Source organism: Leclercia sp. W17 (assembly GCF_003336325.1).
Taxonomy (GTDB): Bacteria; Pseudomonadota; Gammaproteobacteria; order Enterobacterales; family Enterobacteriaceae; genus Enterobacter.
Genome location: NZ_CP031101.1, coordinates 3,012,941 through 3,030,594, shown reverse-complemented (window position 1 = coordinate 3,030,594; position 17,654 = coordinate 3,012,941). Strand labels below are relative to the sequence as shown.

Here is a 17,654-nt window from a genome sequence, read left to right as displayed (position 1 = left end):
GATTGGGCTTTTTTTTCAGGAATTTTGCAGGGCCGATGAGCGGGTGCGGACGTTTTCAGTCATACGGATAACCAGCGCCACGCCTGCTGTAATGGTCGCCAGCGCAATCACGCCCGGCCAACCGGCCATGGTATAGAGCTGACTGCCCAATGCGGAACCTAACGCCATCCCGATAAACACACCGGTAAAGAGCAGAGCGTTCAGACGGCCACGGGCTTGGGGCTCAAGGCTATAAACCAGGTTCTGGTGAGCCACCAGGCTCGACTGCAGACCGAGATCAAAACCTACCGCGGCAACGGCAATCAGGATCAGCTGGCCCTGTACACCTAATGCCGGCATGAAAAACATCAGGGCGAAGGAGACGGTTACCAGCGCGGCACCCAGCTGAGTAACTTTACCGGCGCCCAGTTTATCCGCCAGACCGCCAGCGAGTGGCGCGGCCAGAGCGCCTGCGGCACCGGCAATGCCATACCCACCGGCAACGGCGCTGCCAAGCCCGTAGTGTTCCATCAGCATCACCGCCAGAGTAGACCAGAAGGCGCTAAAGGCGATGGAGAGAAAACCCTGTGCCAGCGCGGCGCGGCGCAGAGCGGGGTAGCGACGCCACAGATGTGCCATAGAACGCATCAGCTGCGGATAACGCAGGTTCGACGGCACCGCGAAGCGGGGCAGAATAAACCACATCACGGCGGCGAGGATCGCAATACTGCCCGCCGCCAGCTGGTACATCACGCGCCAGCCAAAAGCTTCACCTACCACGCCGCTCACCGTACGGGAGAGCAGGATCCCCAGTAACAGGCCGGTCATCACCGTACCGACGGTTTTCCCCTGTTTGCCCTCCGGGGCGAGGATAGCCGCAGCCGGAACAATGTCCTGCGCCATGGTGGCGGTCATCCCAATCAGCAGGCTGACCAGCAGCAGGGAGTGGATCTGAGCCGTCAGGCTACAGGCCAAAAGCAGTAATGCCAGCGCGATGCTTTTCACCACAATCAGGGTGCGGCGATCATAGCGATCGCCAAGCGGCAGCAGGAAGAGGATCCCCAGCGCATAGCCCGCCTGCGTCAGAGTGGGCACCATCCCCATCCCTTCAATACTGAGATGCAAATCTGCGCCCATCAGCGGCAGTAGCGGCTGAGCATAATAGATGGCGGCGACGCTAAAGCCCGCGCCGATGGCAAGGATGAAAATTACCCAACGGCTGACGGCTGGGCTCAGGGTACTGGAGTTCATATGCAGTTCCTCATTTCGGGTGTGTCGCTATTCTTTATCACCCCGTCTTGCGGTGGTAGCTGGCCCGGTGTTAAAACACTTATACGTGTAACGTATAACCGGATTAAAAATGAAACGTTCGGAACGTATAGACCGGGTAGAGCTGATGCGTACTTTTGTGCGCATCGTGGAGACGGGCTCTCTTTCTGCTGCCGCGGTGCAGATGGCTACCAGCCAGGCCACCGTCAGTCGTCGTCTTCAATCGCTGGAGACGCTGCTGGGCGTGCGCCTGATCCTGCGAACGACACACGCCATGAAGCTGACGGATGACGGTGAACGCTGCTATCAACATGCCCGGCGGGTCATTGACAGCTGGTACGCGCTGGAGGATGAAGTCGGGCAAACAGAAGATGAGCCGGTCGGTGTGCTTCGCGTGCGTGCGCCGCATGCCTTTGGACAGGAACAGTTGCTGGAGCCATTAACGGCGTTTCTGCTGCGCTATCCACGACTCAATGTGGAGTGGATGCTCAATGACCGCTCGGCTGATTTTTTAAGTGACAATATCGACTGCGCTATCCGGGTCGGGGCGGAGATCGACCCGGCCACGGTGTCGGTATTGCTGGCCGAGGTACCGCGCAGCATTGTGGCCTCACCCGAGCTGCTGGCACGGTTTGCGCCTGTAGAAAAACCGGAAGATCTCTCCGCGCTGCCCTGGGTGGCGCTCAATACTTTTTATCGTCAGCATGTTGAACTATTCAGCGCGGAAGCCGCACAATCACTGCGGGTGGCTATCTCCCCGCGCTTAAGTACCGACAGCCTCTACGTGGCGCGTAAAAGCGCGCTCACCGGGCTGGGCGTTGCCGTGGTCTCAAGCTGGACTGTCGAAGCGGATATCCGCGAGGGCAGGCTGATCCATCTGGTGCCTGACTGGCAGCCCGCCGCGTTGCCGGTTCATCTTGTCTACCCGTGGTCTCGCTACTATCCGGCGCGATTGCGTCGTTTTCTGGAGATGATGAGAGAGGTGATGCCTCAAATCGCGGGGATGCGCAGGCCAGAGCATAAGCAATAAAAAAGCCGACCCGAAGGTCGGCTTTTGCGCTTAAGCAGGCTTATTCAGCTGGCTGTGGACGCGTGGCTGGCGCCGTGGCGTGATGGGTGGCACTGTGACCACCTGCAGAGCCTTTACCGTCAAATTCAAATGCCGGACGTACCCAGTCACTCTGGCGCGGCGCTTCCGGAACATATTCCGGTGCCGGTGCACGGGTCATTGGGGCCGTCGCGTGATGGGCTTCAGCATGAACCTGAGCGGCTGGCGCTGGCTTCACTGCAGGAACCGGCTTCACTTCTGGCTCGTCGACGTGAGCGACGTCAGTGACTTCAGGTTCCACTTCAGCTGCCTCAACCGGTTCAACATCGATTTCAATCTCAGGTTGAACTTCCGTTTCTACTTCAACTTCCACGACCGGCTGCGGCTCGACGGCTGCTTCGGTGGTTTCAGCCGATTCAACGGCAGCGGCTTCTTCGACAGCAGGTTCAGCTACGGCAGCATCTTCTGCAATCTGCTTCGCGACGACCGCATCGTCAGGAGTGACGATCTGTGGTTGTTCTGTCACAGGCGCAGCAATCACTTCTGGATGTGAAGTTTCGATTTCAACCACCTGCGGCTCTGGGATCACAACGGCAGCAGCGTCAGCGATCGCTTCAACCGCGACTGGCGTAACAGGGGTTGCAGTTTCCTGAGCGACGTTCTGCTCTTCAAACTGTGGCTCCTGAGGGCGAGCTACCGGATAACGGATCCAGGCTTTACCGGATGCCATTTCTGGTGAGGCACAGGCAATAGCCAGCGGCATTGGCGACTGCAGCGGATAACGCTCGTCACGATAACGACGGCGACGCTGACCACTCACGCGCAGGTGACGCGGAGAGCGACGTGAACGGCGCGGCATGCCGGCGTTTTCACGACCTTCAGCGTTTTCTTCTTGCTCAGGTGCGTTTTCAATCACCGCAGGCAGATCAATTTTAGCCAGCTCGGTGCGCTGTGCCGGTTCGGCCTGTGGCGCGATCGCTTCAACCGCTGCTTCTTCAGCCTGAGACTGGAAACGCACTTTCTGGCTCATCTGACGCTGCTTACGGCGCGGCATTACCTGAACGCGTTCTTCCTGTTCAGTATCCTGAGCGGTCTCTTCGTCGCGATTCAGGGCTTTAACTTCCTGCTGAGCCTGACGCTTGTCATCGTTACGACGACGGTTACGTTCGCGGCGCGGCTGCTGCTCATCGCGCTGTCTGCCTTTGTCAGACTCTTCGCTGACCGGCTGGCGAATTTCACGCTCTTCCGCGTTCTGCTGCGGCTTCTCGCGGCGGTTGCGACGGTTTTCGTCACGTCCTTCACGGCGCTCGCGACCTTCGCGGTTATCACGATTGTCACGGCTTTCGCTGCCTTCACGGCCTTCGTTGCTCTCTGAACGGTTATCGCGGCGCTCATTGCGGTCACGACGGTTGTTCTGACGCTTACGACGATCCGGGGAACGCTCCTGTTTCTCTTCTTTCTTCTCAACCGGTGCCGGGGCAAGCTGCGGCTCTTCACCCGCGAACATCTTCTTCAGCGCACTGAGGAAGCGGCTCAGCAGACCAGGCTGTTCAGCCGGTTGGCTCACTTCTGCCGCCGGTTTGGCTGCAGGTTTAGCCGCCACGGTCTCCTGCGCTGGCGCAGGCGGTGCTTCTGGCATCACAAACGCTGCCAGTGCAGGCTGTTCAGGCAGTTTACGCTCTGAGTACTCTTCCTCGGACGGCAGCGCCATCGCCTCTTCATGCAGCTTAGGCAGCATGTAGCTCAGGGTGGAGGTCTCTTCGCCTTTGCGCACGCGCAGCACGGAGTAGTGCGGGGTCTGCATCTGATCGTTAGGCACGATCACGCAGCGTACACCGCCCAGACGGGCTTCGATCGCACTTACCGCGGCACGTTTTTCGTTCAGCAGGTAGGAGGCAATCGGCACAGGCACAATGGCGTGAACTTCTTTGGTGTTCTCTTTCAGCGCCTCTTCTTCGATAAGACGCAGGATAGAGAGGGACAGCGATTCGTTGTCACGCACGGTGCCGGTACCGCTACAGCGTGGGCAGACGTGGTGGCTGGATTCACCCAGTGACGGGCTCAGACGCTGGCGGGACATCTCCAGCAGGCCAAAACGGGAAATATGGCTGATCTGGATACGTGCACGATCCTGACGCACCGCTTCACGCAGGCGGTTTTCCACCGCGCGCTGGTGACGTACCGGCGTCATGTCGATGAAGTCGATAACGATCAGGCCGCCCAGGTCACGCAGACGCAGCTGGCGGGCAATCTCATCGGCCGCTTCCAGGTTGGTGTTGAAGGCCGTCTCTTCGATATCGCCACCGCGGGTTGCACGTGCGGAGTTGATGTCGATGGCGGTCAGCGCCTCGGTGCTGTCGATAACGATAGAACCACCGGATGGCAGACGGACTTCACGCTGGAAGGCGGATTCAATCTGCGATTCAATCTGGTAGTGGCTGAACAGCGGGATCTCACCGGTGTACAGTTTGATTTTGCTGGTGAAATCGGGACGACCCAGTGCGGCAATGTGCTGGCGAGCCAGCTCAAGTACTTTCGGGTTATCAATCAGAATTTCGCCAATATCCTGACGCAGATAGTCGCGGAAGGCACGCACGATAACGTTACTTTCCTGGTGGATCAGGAACGGAGCAGGGCGGCTTTCAGCGGCTTTCTGAATCGCTTCCCAGTGCTTCAGACGGAAGCCCAGGTCCCACTGCAGCGCTTCGGCAGATTTGCCCACGCCTGCGGTACGAACAATCAGGCCCATGCCGTCTGGCAGCTCCAGGCTTGCCAGCGCTTCTTTCAGCTCGGTACGGTCATCCCCTTCGATACGGCGAGAGATACCCCCCGCGCGCGGGTTGTTTGGCATCAGTACGAGGTAGCTGCCTGCCAGGCTGATAAAGGTAGTCAGTGCAGCGCCTTTGTTGCCACGCTCTTCTTTATCAATCTGGACAATAACTTCCTGACCTTCACGCAGAACATCTTTGATGTTAGGACGGCCATGGGCATTATAGTTGGAAGGGAAGTACTCGCGAGCGATCTCTTTCAGCGGGAGGAAACCATGACGCTCGGCACCGTAATCGACAAATGCGGCCTCAAGGCTGGGTTCAATGCGGGTGATTTTGCCTTTGTAAATGTTCGCTTTTTTCTGTTCGTGTCCAGGACTTTCGATATCCAGATCGTACAGACGCTGCCCATCCACAAGGGCGACACGCAACTCTTCTTGCTGAGTTGCGTTGATTAACATTCTTTTCATCGTAACTTACTCATTATTCTTACATTGACGACTAAGCTGCGGGCAAGGTGACGCTTTCCGGGGTATGAACCGATGGCCTCGTGTCTATTCACGTCGCCAACCTCACGGTTGTCGCTCGCTTAAGAGGCGCAAAGTGTCGGTTGCCTGTATTTCATACGGAAATACAGCGCGATTATCAGGGGAATAGCCTGGGTAAAACTCTCCAGAGAAGATTCCATTTACCGGTAAGTACTGCAACCCGCAGCCCGCTAACTGTCTGAAAGATCAATACGTCTTACGCCATTGCTGCGTGGATGATCGGTCAGACAAAATTGGTCATTCCGTCGATATCCTTGCTTAACCAGGATTTAACACGGAAAACTGCAGCATTATTCCATTGCTAACCGGGTTATAGCAAGATGACTTTTGCCAATTATCACCCGGTTACTCACAGTTTTTTCACTTCTCTCATAGGATTGGTTTAATAACCACCAAATCGATCGCGTGAACGAAACAGTAACAGGGTAAAACTAAATATAAGCATAGAAAAATGAGTGGCGCTAATGGCTGCCGATAATTAGAATCGCCCCCCATGAAAACAGAGACTCCAGCCGTAAAAATGGTTGCCATTACCGATGATGAAGCGGGGCAACGCATCGACAACTTTTTGCGCACCCAACTGAAGGGTGTGCCAAAGAGCATGATTTATCGCATCTTGCGTAAGGGTGAGGTGCGTGTGAATAAGAAGCGCATTAAACCTGAGTACAAACTGGAAGCGGGTGATGAAGTGCGCATCCCGCCCGTACGTGTAGCCGAGCGGGAAGAGGAGGCGGTCTCGCCGCATCTGAATAAAGTCGCCGCGCTGACGGATGTGATCTTATATGAAGACGATCATATCCTGGTACTCAACAAACCTTCCGGCACAGCCGTTCACGGAGGCAGCGGATTGAGCTTCGGCGTGATCGAAGGTCTGCGTGCGCTGCGTCCCGAAGCCCGCTTCCTTGAGCTGGTTCATCGCCTTGACCGCGACACCTCTGGCGTACTGCTGGTGGCGAAAAAGCGTTCGGCGCTGCGTTCGCTGCATGAACAGCTGCGTGAGAAGGGGATGCAGAAGGATTACCTCGCGCTGGTGCGTGGCCAGTGGCAATCCCATGTCAAAGTGGTCCAGGCTCCGCTGCTGAAAAACATTCTGCAAAGCGGTGAGCGTATCGTTCGCGTGAGTCAGGAGGGTAAGCCGTCTGAAACTCGCTTCAAAGTCGAAGAGCGTTATGAATTCGCTACCCTGGTGCGCTGCAGCCCGGTGACCGGTCGTACTCACCAGATCCGTGTTCACACTCTGCATGCAGGTCACCCCATCGCCTTCGACGATCGCTATGGCGACCGTGAGTTTGATAAGCAGCTGGCAGGTACGGGCTTGTCTCGTCTGTTCCTGCATGCCGCCGCGCTGAAGTTTACCCATCCGGGTACTGGCGAGGTGATGCGTATCGAAGCGCCTATGGATGAGCAGCTGAAACGCTGTCTTAAAGTTCTGCGCGGTTAATTGCCGGGTGGCGCTGCGCTTACCCGGCTTACAAAACCGTAGGCCCGTGCAAGCGTAGCGCCGCCGGGCGAAGCAGAGGGCTAGGCCATTAACGGGTTGTAATGTTCCCGGCGCAGCATCTGGCACAGCGCAATCAGCGGTAATCCCACCAGGGTGTTTGGGTCGCGCCCGTCCAGCCTGTCAAACAACGCAATCCCCAGCCCTTCGCTCTTAAAGCTGCCCGCGCAGTTTAACGGACGCTCTTTACGGACGTAGTCATCAATCTCTTGTTCGCTGAGATGGCGGAAGTGAACGTCAAAGGGCTCGCATTCCGTCTGCAAATGGCCCGTTGAGCTGTTATAGAGAGCCAGGCCGGTATAGAACGTGACGATATTGCCGCGGGCTTTCAACAGCTGCTGACGCGCATTCTCTTCGGTATGCGGTTTACCCGTGATAGCACCATCCAGGACGCAAACCTGATCGGAACCTATAATAAGATGGTCAGGAAATTGCGCTGCCAGGCTTTTTGCTTTTTCCTGCGCCAGACGTACCACCAGATGTCGTGGCGATTCACCGGGTTGTAGGCTTTCATCCACGTTCGGTGCGGCGCATTCAAAGGGTACGCCAAGCTTTTCCAGCAACACGCGGCGGTAGGGTGAGGTCGAGGCGAGAATAAGATTTGGCATATTTTTTTCACCAGATATAGCGTATCGATGCCAGCCATTTTAAACTACAGGCCGCAATGTGTGCGAATAATTGGCAAAAGGCAGCCCGAGGTTGCCTTTTTCTTTGACTCTATGACGTTACAAAGTTAATATGCGCGCCCTATGCAAAAGGTAAAATTACCCCTGACTCTTGATCCGGTTCGTACGGCTCAAAAACGCCTCGATTACGAAGGTATTTATACCCGTGACCAGGCTGAACGTATTGCCGAATCCGTAGTCAGTGTGGACAGTGATGTGGAATGCTCCATGTCGTTCGCGATCGATAACCAGCGCCTCGCCGTATTAACCGGTGATGCAAAGGTTTCGGTTACGCTCGAGTGTCAGCGTTGCGGGAAACCGTTCCCACTTCATGTTCACACAACATATTGTTTCAGTCCGGTTCGTTCAGACGAACAGGCTGAAGCACTCCCGGAAGCGTATGAGCCGATTGAGGTTAACGAATTCGGTGAAATCGATCTGCTGGCGTTAGTTGAAGATGAAATCATCCTCGCTCTGCCAGTGGTTCCGGTGCATGATTCTGAACACTGTGAAGTGTCCGAGGCGGACATGGTCTTTGGGGAACTGCCTGATGAAGCGCAAAAACCAAACCCATTTGCCGTATTAGCCAGCTTAAAGCGTAAGTAATTAAGGAGTAAGGTCCATGGCCGTACAACAGAATAAACCAACCCGTTCCAAACGTGGCATGCGTCGTTCCCATGACGCGCTGACTGCAGTTACCAGCCTGTCTGTAGACAAGACTTCTGGTGAAAAACACCTGCGTCACCACATCACTGCTGACGGTTTCTACCGCGGCCGCAAGGTTATCACTAAGTAATCACGCGTTTGCGTGATTAGGCTTAGTGAGGGTTTCCCCGTGCAAACGGGGATATACCGAACCAGGCTGCGACGATACCTTGACACGTCTAACCCTGGCGTTAGATGTCATGGGGGGCGATTTTGGCCCTTCCGTGACAGTGCCTGCAGCATTGCAGGCACTGAACTCTAATTCGCAACTCGCTCTCCTTTTAGTCGGTAATCCCGACGCTATCACGCCATTACTCGCAAAAGCTGACTTCGAACAACGTTCACGTCTGCAGATTATTCCTGCCCAGTCAGTTATTGCCAGTGATGTCCGGGCCTCACAGGCGATCCGCAGCAGCCGCGGAAGTTCAATGCGCATCGCGCTTGAGCTGGTTAAAGAGGGCCGCGCACAAGCCTGCGTCAGCGCCGGCAATACCGGCGCGCTGATGGGGCTGGCAAAATTACTGCTCAAACCGCTTGAAGGTATTGAGCGCCCGGCGCTGGTAACGGTACTGCCGCACCAGCAAAAGGGCAAAACGGTGGTGCTGGATTTAGGCGCCAACGTCGATTGCGACAGTGTGATGTTGGCGCAGTTTGCCGTTATGGGCTCGGTGCTGGCAGAGGAAGTAGTAGGGATTTCTCATCCCCGCGTTGCTTTGCTGAATATTGGCGAGGAGGAGACCAAAGGCCTCGACAGCATCCGTGAAGCGTCCGAGCGGCTAAAAAATGAGCCATCCATCAACTATATTGGATATCTTGAAGCCAACGAATTATTGACCGGAAAAACGGATGTACTGGTGTGTGACGGGTTTACAGGAAACGTTACATTAAAAACCATGGAAGGGGTGGTGAGAATGTTTCTTTCTCTGCTTAAATCGCAGGGAGAGGGGAAAAAACGGTCATGGTGGCTGATTTTATTAAAGCGTTGGTTACAAAAGAGCCTGGCGCGGCGATTCAGTCACCTCAACCCCGACCAGTATAATGGCGCCTGTCTGTTAGGATTGCGCGGCATTGTGATCAAGAGTCACGGTGCGGCCAATCAGCGAGCGTTTGCCGTCGCGATTGAACAGGCAGTGCAGGCGGTGCAGCGACAAGTCCCACAGCGGATTGCCGCTCGCCTGGGATCTGTATTAGCAAAAAGTGACTGAGCGTACATGTATACGAAGATTTTAGGTACCGGCAGCTATCTGCCAAAGCAAGTGCGAACCAATGCCGATCTGGAAAAAATGGTAGACACGTCTGACGAGTGGATCGTCACACGTACAGGTATCCGCGAACGTCGTATTGCCGCGCCAGATGAAACAGTTTCCACCATGGGCTATGAAGCCGCCCAGCGCGCGCTGGAAATGGCGGGTGTCGATAAAGATGACATCGGTCTGATTATTGTTGCGACCACTTCCGCCACGCATGCCTTCCCAAGCGCTGCGTGCCAGGTGCAAAACATGCTGGGCATCAAAGGCTGCCCGGCGTTTGACGTTGCCGCTGCCTGCGCAGGCTTTACCTATGCGCTGAGCATTGCCGATCAATATGTGAAATCCGGCGCAGTGAAATATGCGCTGGTCATCGGCGCGGACGTTCTGGCTCGCACCTGCGATCCAAACGATCGTGGGACGATCATTATTTTTGGTGATGGCGCGGGTGCTGTCCTGTTAGGACAATCTGAAGAGCCGGGCATCATCTCAACGCATCTGCATGCTGACGGTCGCTACGGCGAGCTGTTAACGCTGCCAAATGCGGATCGTGTCAACCCGGACAGCGCCATCTACCTGACTATGGCGGGTAACGAAGTCTTCAAAGTGGCAGTGACCGAACTGGCACACATCGTTGACGAGACGCTGGAAGCCAATAATCTGGAGCGTTCCGCTCTTGACTGGCTGGTGCCGCATCAGGCTAACCTGCGCATTATTAGCGCCACAGCGAAGAAACTCGGCATGTCTATGGATAACGTTGTAGTGACGCTGGATCGTCATGGCAACACGTCTGCAGCATCAGTACCGTGCGCGTTTGACGAAGCGGTGCGCGATGGACGAATTCAACGGGGCCAACTGGTCTTGCTCGAGGCCTTCGGTGGCGGTTTCACCTGGGGTTCTGCGCTGGTTCGTTTCTAGAAAGGATAAAAAAAATGACGCAATTTGCTTTTGTATTCCCCGGCCAGGGTTCTCAGGCCGTTGGAATGTTATCTGGATTGGCGGAGCAGTTTCCGGTAATCGAAGAGACTTTTCGTGAAGCTTCTGATGCGCTGGGCTACGATCTTTGGGCGCTGACCCAGCAAGGGCCAGCCGAAGAGCTGAATAAAACCTGGCAGACGCAGCCTGCGTTGCTGACCGCATCGGTCGCACTGTGGCGCGTATGGCAGCAGCAGGGCGGCAAAACGCCAGCGCTGTTAGCTGGTCACAGCCTGGGTGAATATTCTGCGCTGGTTTGTGCGGGTGTGATTGCGTTTGCGGATGCTGTGCGTCTGGTTGAGATGCGCGGCAAATTCATGCAGGAAGCGGTGCCGGAAGGCACGGGCGGCATGTCAGCCATTATTGGACTGGATGATGCTTCTATCGCAAAAGCGTGTGAAGAGTCCGCAGAAGGCCAGGTCGTTTCACCGGTGAACTTCAACTCCCCGGGCCAGGTGGTTATCGCCGGCCATAAAGAGGCGGTTGAGCGTGCAGGCGCAGCCTGTAAAGCCGCGGGCGCCAAACGTGCGCTGCCGCTGCCGGTGAGCGTACCGTCCCACTGCGCGCTGATGAAGCCTGCTGCAGACAAGCTGGCCGTTGAGCTGGAAAAAATCACCTTCAGCGCACCGACCATTCCGGTGGTCAATAACGTTGATGTGCAATGTGAAACCGCGCCTGAGGCCATCCGCCACGCGCTGGTTCGCCAGCTCTACAGCCCGGTTCAGTGGACGAAAACCGTTGAATTTATGGCAGCGCAGGGCGTAGAGCATCTGTATGAAGTGGGCCCGGGTAAGGTCCTCACCGGTCTGACTAAACGTATTGTTGATACCCTGACTGCATCGGCGATTAACGAGCCTGAAGCACTGTCAGCGGCACTTGCGCAGTAAGAAGAGGAATACCATGAGTTTTGAAGGAAAAATCGCACTGGTCACCGGCGCAAGCCGTGGTATTGGTCGTGCTATCGCTGAAACCCTCGTCGCGCGTGGCGCGACAGTGATCGGCACCGCTACCAGCGAAAATGGCGCGCAGGCAATTAGTGACTATCTGGGTGCGAACGGTAAAGGTATGATGTTGAATGTGACCGATCCGGCATCTATCGAATCTGTTCTGGGAAATATTCGCGCAGAATTTGGCGAAGTGGATATTCTGGTCAATAATGCCGGAATTACTCGTGACAACTTACTGATGCGAATGAAGGATGATGAGTGGAACGATATTATCGAAACCAACCTGTCATCTGTGTTCCGTCTGTCAAAAGCGGTAATGCGAGCTATGATGAAGAAGCGTCATGGGCGTATTATCACTGTCGGTTCTGTGGTTGGTACCATGGGAAATGCTGGTCAGGCAAACTACGCTGCGGCGAAAGCAGGCCTGATCGGTTTCAGTAAGTCGCTGGCGCGCGAAGTTGCGTCCCGCGGAATTACTGTAAACGTTGTTGCTCCGGGCTTTATTGAAACGGACATGACGCGTGCGCTGACCGATGAGCAGCGTGCGGGTACGCTGGCGGCAGTTCCAGCGGGTCGTTTAGGCGACCCTAAAGAAATCGCCAGCGCGGTTGCATTTTTAGCTTCTGACGAAGCGAGTTACATCACTGGTGAGACTCTCCACGTCAACGGCGGAATGTACATGGTTTAACCACGATAGAAAATATTTGCGTTATGAGGGGGAATGGCCTCAAAATAACGTAAAATCGTGGTAAGACCTGCCGGGATTTAGTTGCAAATTTTTCAACATTTTATACACTACGAAAACCATCGCGAAAGCGAGTTTTGATAGGAAATTTAAGAGTATGAGCACTATCGAAGAACGCGTTAAGAAAATTATCGGCGAACAGCTGGGCGTTAAGCAGGAAGAAGTGACCAACAATGCTTCTTTCGTTGAAGACCTGGGCGCAGATTCTCTTGACACCGTTGAGCTGGTAATGGCTCTGGAAGAAGAGTTTGATACTGAGATTCCGGACGAAGAAGCTGAGAAAATCACCACCGTTCAGGCTGCCATTGATTACATCAACGGTCACCAGGCGTAAGTGAACATCTCCAGGCGGTCATTCGACCGCCTGAGTTTTTTCTTTTGTAGTCCCTCGTTTTTCTTTTTTTTTATCCCTCCCTGGAGGACAAGCGTGTCTAAGCGTCGTGTAGTTGTGACCGGACTTGGCATGTTATCTCCTGTCGGCAATACCGTAGAGTCCACCTGGAAAGCTCTCCTTGCCGGTCAGAGTGGCATTAGCCTAATCGACCATTTCGATACTAGCGCCTATGCAACGAAATTTGCTGGCTTAGTAAAGGATTTTAACTGTGAAGAGATCATCTCGCGCAAAGAACAGCGCAAGATGGATGCCTTCATTCAATATGGAATTGTCGCTGGCGTTCAGGCCATGCAGGATTCTGGCCTTGAAATTACGGAAGAGAACGCAACCCGTATTGGCGCCGCTATTGGCTCCGGGATTGGCGGCCTTGGCTTAATCGAGGAAAACCATAGCTCTTTAGTTAATGGTGGCCCACGTAAGATTAGCCCGTTCTTCGTTCCGTCAACGATTGTTAACATGGTGGCAGGTCACCTGACCATCATGTATGGCCTGCGCGGTCCAAGCATTTCGATTGCTACTGCCTGTACATCTGGTGTGCACAACATCGGCCAGGCGGCGCGTATGATTGCTTATGGCGATGCTGACGCGATGGTCGCTGGTGGGGCAGAAAAAGCCAGCACCCCATTGGGTGTGGGCGGTTTCGGTGCAGCGCGCGCGCTGTCTACCCGCAACGATAATCCTCAGGCGGCGAGCCGTCCGTGGGATAAAGACCGTGATGGTTTTGTGCTGGGTGACGGTGCAGGCATGGTCGTACTGGAAGAGTACGAGCACGCGAAGAAACGCGGCGCGAAAATTTATGCAGAAGTCGTCGGCTTCGGCATGAGCAGCGATGCCTATCACATGACTTCTCCGCCAGAGAATGGCGCAGGTGCTGCGCTGGCCATGGTTAACGCTATCCGTGATGCGGGTATCGAGCCGGGTCAGATTGGCTATGTGAATGCGCACGGTACCTCTACGCCTGCGGGCGATATCGCTGAAGCGCAGGCCGTTAAGTCTGTGTTTGGCGATGCAGCCCGCCGCGTCATGGTCAGCTCCACCAAATCCATGACCGGTCACCTGCTGGGTGCGGCGGGTGCAGTAGAGTCTATCTACTCCATCCTTGCGCTGCGCGATCAGGCTGTTCCGCCAACCATCAACCTGGATAATCCGGATGAAGGTTGCGATCTGGACTTCGTTCCGCACGAAGCGCGCCAGGTCAGCGGTATGGAGTACACCCTGTGTAACTCCTTCGGCTTTGGCGGCACCAACGGCTCTCTGATCTTTAAAAAGGTCTGATGCTAACCTGTCGTTAGTGCAGTAAAAAAAGGTCCGCTTGTCGGGCCTTTTTTATTCGGTTTTCTTCCCTTGTCCAGAGCCATCCTTCCTGCCAGACTATTCGACCATCTTAAAGGAGCCACCATGTTCTTGATAAATGGTATAAAGCAGGCACAGCTTTCGGCGAGTGACCGGGCGATTCAGTTTGGTGACGGATGCTTCACAACGGCCCGCATTGTCGAAGGCAAGGTCTGTTTACTTGAGGCGCATCTGCAACGATTGCGAACGGCCTGTGAAAAACTGTTCATTCCCTTTGCCCAGTGGACGGCGTTAGAAGATGAAATGACAGACCAGGCGCACGGCGTCGAACGGGGCGTATTAAAAGTGATTATTACCCGGGGAAGCGGCGGAAGAGGATACAGCGCGGCTGGCTGTCAGGATCCGGTTCGCATTCTGTCGGTATCTGCCTGGCCTGCCCATTACGATCGCTGGCGCCAGGAAGGCATTACCCTGGCATTAAGCCCGGTGAGGCTGGGACGTAATCCGCAGCTTGCGGGGATAAAACACCTCAACCGGCTTGAGCAAGTGCTGATTCGCTCCCATCTTGAACAGACCGACGCCGATGAAGCGCTGGTTCTTGACAGCGAAGGGTTCATTACGGAATGCTGTGCGGCGAATTTATTCTGGCGGCAGGGTAAGGATGTGTTTACCCCACGTCTGGATCAGGCTGGCGTTAACGGTCTGATGCGGCAGTTTTGTCTGCGGCAACTGGCGCATTCCGGATTTCGCGTGGTCGAAGTGCAGGCGCGCGAGGCTGCGCTGACCGATGCTGACGAGATCGTCGTATGCAATGCGCTGATGCCTGTTGTGCCGGTGCGCCAGTATGGTTCTCACCATTTTACATCGCGTGAGTTGTACTCGTTTTTAGCCCCTCTGTGTGAGCAAACCAGATAGTCATGAAGAAAATGTTGCGCTTTATTCTCCTCGTCGTTGTCGTGCTGGGCATTGCCGCTGGCGTGGGGATGTGGAAAGTTCGCCAGCTGGCGGAGAGCAAAATCCTGATCGCCGACGAGACAGTATTTACCCTGAAACCCGGTACCGGACGGCTGGCGCTGGGTGAACAGCTGTACGGCGACAAGATCATTAACCGCCCGCGGGTATTCCAGTGGCTATTACGCGTGCAGCCGGAGCTGTCGCATTTTAAAGCCGGTACGTACCGCTTTACCCCAGGAATGACCGTGAAGGAGATGCTGGAGCTGCTTGAAAGCGGTAAAGAGGCGCAGTTCCCGCTGCGTTTTGTCGAAGGGATGCGTCTGAGCGACTACCTGAAGCAGCTGCGCGATGCGCCCTACATCAAGCATACGTTGCCGGACGACAGTTATGCCGCCGTCGCCGAAGCCCTGAAATTTGAGCACCCCGACAGGATAGAAGGCTGGTTCTGGCCCGATACCTGGATGTACACCGCGGGCACCACCGATGTGGCACTGTTGCAGCGTGCGCATAAAAAGATGGTTGCAGCAGTGGATAAAGCCTGGGAAGGGCGGATGGAAAACCTGCCGTATAAAGATCAGAATCAGTTCGTGACCATGGCCTCTATCGTCGAGAAAGAGACGGCAGTCGCCAGCGAACGCGATCAGGTGGCCTCTGTGTTTATCAATCGTCTGCGTATCGGTATGCGTCTGCAGACTGATCCTACGGTGATTTACGGGATGGGTGAGAACTACAAGGGCAACATTTCGCGTAAAGATCTCGAAACCCCAACGGATTATAATACCTATGTCATTAGCGGATTACCCCCGGGGCCGATTGCCACGCCGGGTCAGGCATCGTTGAATGCCGCCGCGCATCCGGCCAAAACGCCGTATCTCTATTTCGTCGCGGACGGAAAGGGTGGACATACTTTTAACACCAATCTTGCCAGTCATAATCGTTCGGTCCAGGACTATCTGAAGGCACTTAAGGAAAAAAATGCGCAGTAATTACATCGTCATTGAGGGGCTGGAAGGCGCCGGGAAAACCACCGCACGCGACACGGTCGTCGAGACGCTGAAACAGTGTGGCATCGAAGAGATGATCTTTACCCGCGAACCGGGCGGCACACAGCTGGCGGAAAAACTGCGCAGTCTGGTGCTGGACATTAAATCGGTCGGCGATGAAGTGATTACGGATAAAGCCGAAGTCATGATGTTCTACGCCGCGCGTGTCCAGCTGGTAGAAACCGTCATCAAACCTGCGCTGGCGCGTGGGTGCTGGGTCATTGGCGATCGCCACGATCTCTCCACCCAGGCGTACCAGGGCGGTGGCCGCGGCATTGACCAGACGATGCTCGCCACGCTGCGCGATGCGGTGCTGGGAGATTTCCGCCCGAACCTGACGCTCTATCTCGACGTGACGCCAGAAGTGGGCCTGAAGCGCGCCCGCGCCCGTGGCGAACTGGATCGTATTGAGCAGGAGTCGCTGGACTTCTTCAACCGTACCCGCGTCCGCTATCTTGAGCTGGCCGCACAGGACAGCACCATCCGCACCATCGACGCCACCCAACCACTGGAAGCGGTGATGGACGCCATTCGTAAAACGGTCACCGACTGGCTGAAGGAACAACAGGCATGAAATGGTATCCATGGTTGCGCCCGCACTTAGAACAGCTGGTGAACAGCTATCAGTCCGGTCGGGGGCATCATGCGTTACTGATCCAGTCGCTGCCGGGCATGGGTGATGATGCGCTGATCTACGCCATCAGCCGTTTTCTGATGTGCCAGCAACCCCAGGGGCATAAAAGCTGTGGCCAGTGCCGCGGCTGCCAGCTGATGCAGGCTCAGACGCACCCGGATTATTACGCGCTTGAGCCCGAGAAGGGTAAGACCACGCTGGGGATTGATGCGGTTCGCGCGGTCAGCGAGAAGCTCTACGAGCGCGCGCGGCTTGGTGGGGCGAAAGTGGTCTGGGTCAAGGATGCCGCCCAACTGACCGAAGCGGCGGCCAACGCGCTGTTAAAAACCCTGGAAGAGCCGCCGGAAAATACCTGGTTTCTGATGGCCTGCCGTGAACCCGGACGGTTGCTGGCGACTCTCCGAAGCCGCTGTCGCTTGCATCATCTCAACGTGCCGCAGGAGGCGTGGGCTATCAGCTGGCTTGCGCGGGAAGTGACAACGTCACATGAAGCGGCGCTCAGCGCGCTACGTCTGTGCGGCGGCGCGCCTGCAGCAGCGCTGGCGCTGTTGCAGCCCAACGTCTGGGGGCAACGCGAACAGCTTTGCCAGGCGCTTGGGGCTGTACCTGACAGTGGTGACTGGATGAGCCTGCTGCCGGTACTCAATCATGAGCAGGCGCCAGATCGTCTGCACTGGCTGGCGGCATTGTTGCTGGATGCCCTCAAAATTCAGCAGAGGGCGACCTTAATCAGCAATGCCGATGCCTGGCAAGGGGTAAACAGCCTCGCCCGGCGCCTGCCAGGTGTGGCATTACGGGCTATCCTTCATGACGTATGTCAGTGTCGCGAACAATTACTCAGCGTAACGGGGCTGAATCGGGAGCTTGTGCTGACCGACCTGTTACTCACTATCGAGCATTACCTGCAACCGGGCACAACGTTGCCTGTATCCCATCTCTGAG

Annotated in this window: 17 protein-coding genes; 14 read left to right on the top strand and 3 right to left on the bottom strand. The window is 55.7% G+C overall.

Translation table 11 applies throughout. The features are described 5' to 3' along the window. Nucleotides 1-15: 15 nt before the first annotated feature. Nucleotides 16-1,230: an MFS transporter gene (locus DVA44_RS15050; protein WP_114387430.1), complete on the bottom strand. Its 1,215-nt coding sequence runs from the start codon at nt 1,228-1,230 to the stop codon at nt 16-18. A 109-nt stretch (nt 1,231-1,339) separates the two neighbouring features. Here DVA44_RS15050 and DVA44_RS15045 point away from each other — a divergent pair, with 109 nt between their 5' ends. Continuing rightward, nucleotides 1,340-2,278: a LysR family transcriptional regulator gene (locus DVA44_RS15045; protein WP_114387429.1), complete on the top strand. Its 939-nt coding sequence runs from the start codon at nt 1,340-1,342 to the stop codon at nt 2,276-2,278. Nucleotides 2,279-2,318: 40 nt separating this feature from the next. Here the strand turns inward: DVA44_RS15045 and rne are convergent, their stop codons facing one another. Then, a complete protein-coding gene (rne, locus tag DVA44_RS15040; protein WP_114387428.1) occupies nt 2,319-5,534 on the bottom strand; it encodes a ribonuclease E in 3,216 nt (1,071 codons plus the stop codon). 571 nt (nt 5,535-6,105) lie between these two features. Here rne and rluC point away from each other — a divergent pair. Continuing rightward, on the top strand, nt 6,106-7,053 hold the full coding sequence (rluC, locus tag DVA44_RS15030) for a 23S rRNA pseudouridine(955/2504/2580) synthase RluC (RefSeq protein ID WP_103823711.1): 948 nt from the start codon (nt 6,106-6,108) through the stop codon (nt 7,051-7,053). Nucleotides 7,054-7,133: 80 nt separating this feature from the next. On the opposite strand, the gene DVA44_RS15025 is transcribed toward rluC, so the two are convergent. Further along, nucleotides 7,134-7,718, bottom strand: a complete 585-nt coding sequence (locus DVA44_RS15025) for a nucleoside triphosphate pyrophosphatase (protein WP_114387427.1) — start codon at nt 7,716-7,718, stop codon at nt 7,134-7,136. 141 nt (nt 7,719-7,859) lie between these two features. Between DVA44_RS15025 and yceD the strand changes: the two genes are divergently transcribed. From yceD to holB, 12 genes are all read left to right on the top strand, one after another. Beyond that, nucleotides 7,860-8,381 (top strand): 23S rRNA accumulation protein YceD, encoded by a 522-nt coding sequence (gene yceD, locus DVA44_RS15020; RefSeq protein WP_103179089.1) that lies wholly within the window; start codon nt 7,860-7,862, stop codon nt 8,379-8,381. Nucleotides 8,382-8,397: 16 nt separating this feature from the next. After that, complete coding sequence (rpmF, locus tag DVA44_RS15015; RefSeq protein WP_003857964.1) at nt 8,398-8,571, top strand: 50S ribosomal protein L32; 174 nt, start codon at nt 8,398-8,400, stop codon at nt 8,569-8,571. Between the two features lie 79 nt (nt 8,572-8,650). Further along, nucleotides 8,651-9,685: a phosphate acyltransferase PlsX gene (gene plsX / locus DVA44_RS15010; RefSeq protein WP_210405543.1), complete on the top strand. Its 1,035-nt coding sequence runs from the start codon at nt 8,651-8,653 to the stop codon at nt 9,683-9,685. Between the two features lie 6 nt (nt 9,686-9,691). After that, nucleotides 9,692-10,645 (top strand): beta-ketoacyl-ACP synthase III, encoded by a 954-nt coding sequence (locus tag DVA44_RS15005; RefSeq protein ID WP_103179091.1) that lies wholly within the window; start codon nt 9,692-9,694, stop codon nt 10,643-10,645. 14 nt (nt 10,646-10,659) lie between these two features. After that, the gene (fabD, locus tag DVA44_RS15000) at nt 10,660-11,589 is read left to right on the top strand and encodes an ACP S-malonyltransferase (protein WP_103823714.1); all 930 of its coding nucleotides are present in this window, start codon (nt 10,660-10,662) and stop codon (nt 11,587-11,589) included. Between the two features lie 13 nt (nt 11,590-11,602). Further along, nucleotides 11,603-12,337, top strand: a complete 735-nt coding sequence (gene fabG / locus DVA44_RS14995; protein ID WP_114387426.1) for a 3-oxoacyl-ACP reductase FabG — start codon at nt 11,603-11,605, stop codon at nt 12,335-12,337. Between the two features lie 154 nt (nt 12,338-12,491). Continuing rightward, nucleotides 12,492-12,728: an acyl carrier protein gene (acpP, locus tag DVA44_RS14990; protein ID WP_000103754.1), complete on the top strand. Its 237-nt coding sequence runs from the start codon at nt 12,492-12,494 to the stop codon at nt 12,726-12,728. Between the two features lie 93 nt (nt 12,729-12,821). Further along, entirely contained in the window at nt 12,822-14,063 is a 1,242-nt protein-coding gene (fabF, locus tag DVA44_RS14985) for a beta-ketoacyl-ACP synthase II (RefSeq protein WP_103179094.1), read from the top strand. Nucleotides 14,064-14,186: 123 nt separating this feature from the next. After that, nucleotides 14,187-14,996: an aminodeoxychorismate lyase gene (gene pabC / locus DVA44_RS14980; protein ID WP_114387425.1), complete on the top strand. Its 810-nt coding sequence runs from the start codon at nt 14,187-14,189 to the stop codon at nt 14,994-14,996. Between the two features lie 2 nt (nt 14,997-14,998). Continuing rightward, the gene (yceG, locus tag DVA44_RS14975; RefSeq protein ID WP_103823717.1) at nt 14,999-16,021 is read left to right on the top strand and encodes a cell division protein YceG; all 1,023 of its coding nucleotides are present in this window, start codon (nt 14,999-15,001) and stop codon (nt 16,019-16,021) included. Further along, a complete protein-coding gene (gene tmk / locus DVA44_RS14970; protein WP_114387424.1) occupies nt 16,011-16,652 on the top strand; it encodes a dTMP kinase in 642 nt (213 codons plus the stop codon). Before yceG ends, tmk begins: the two co-directional genes overlap by 11 nt. Continuing rightward, a complete protein-coding gene (gene holB / locus DVA44_RS14965; RefSeq protein WP_114387423.1) occupies nt 16,649-17,653 on the top strand; it encodes a DNA polymerase III subunit delta' in 1,005 nt (334 codons plus the stop codon). Before tmk ends, holB begins: the two co-directional genes overlap by 4 nt. The last annotated feature ends 1 nt before the right edge of the window (nt 17,654 follow it).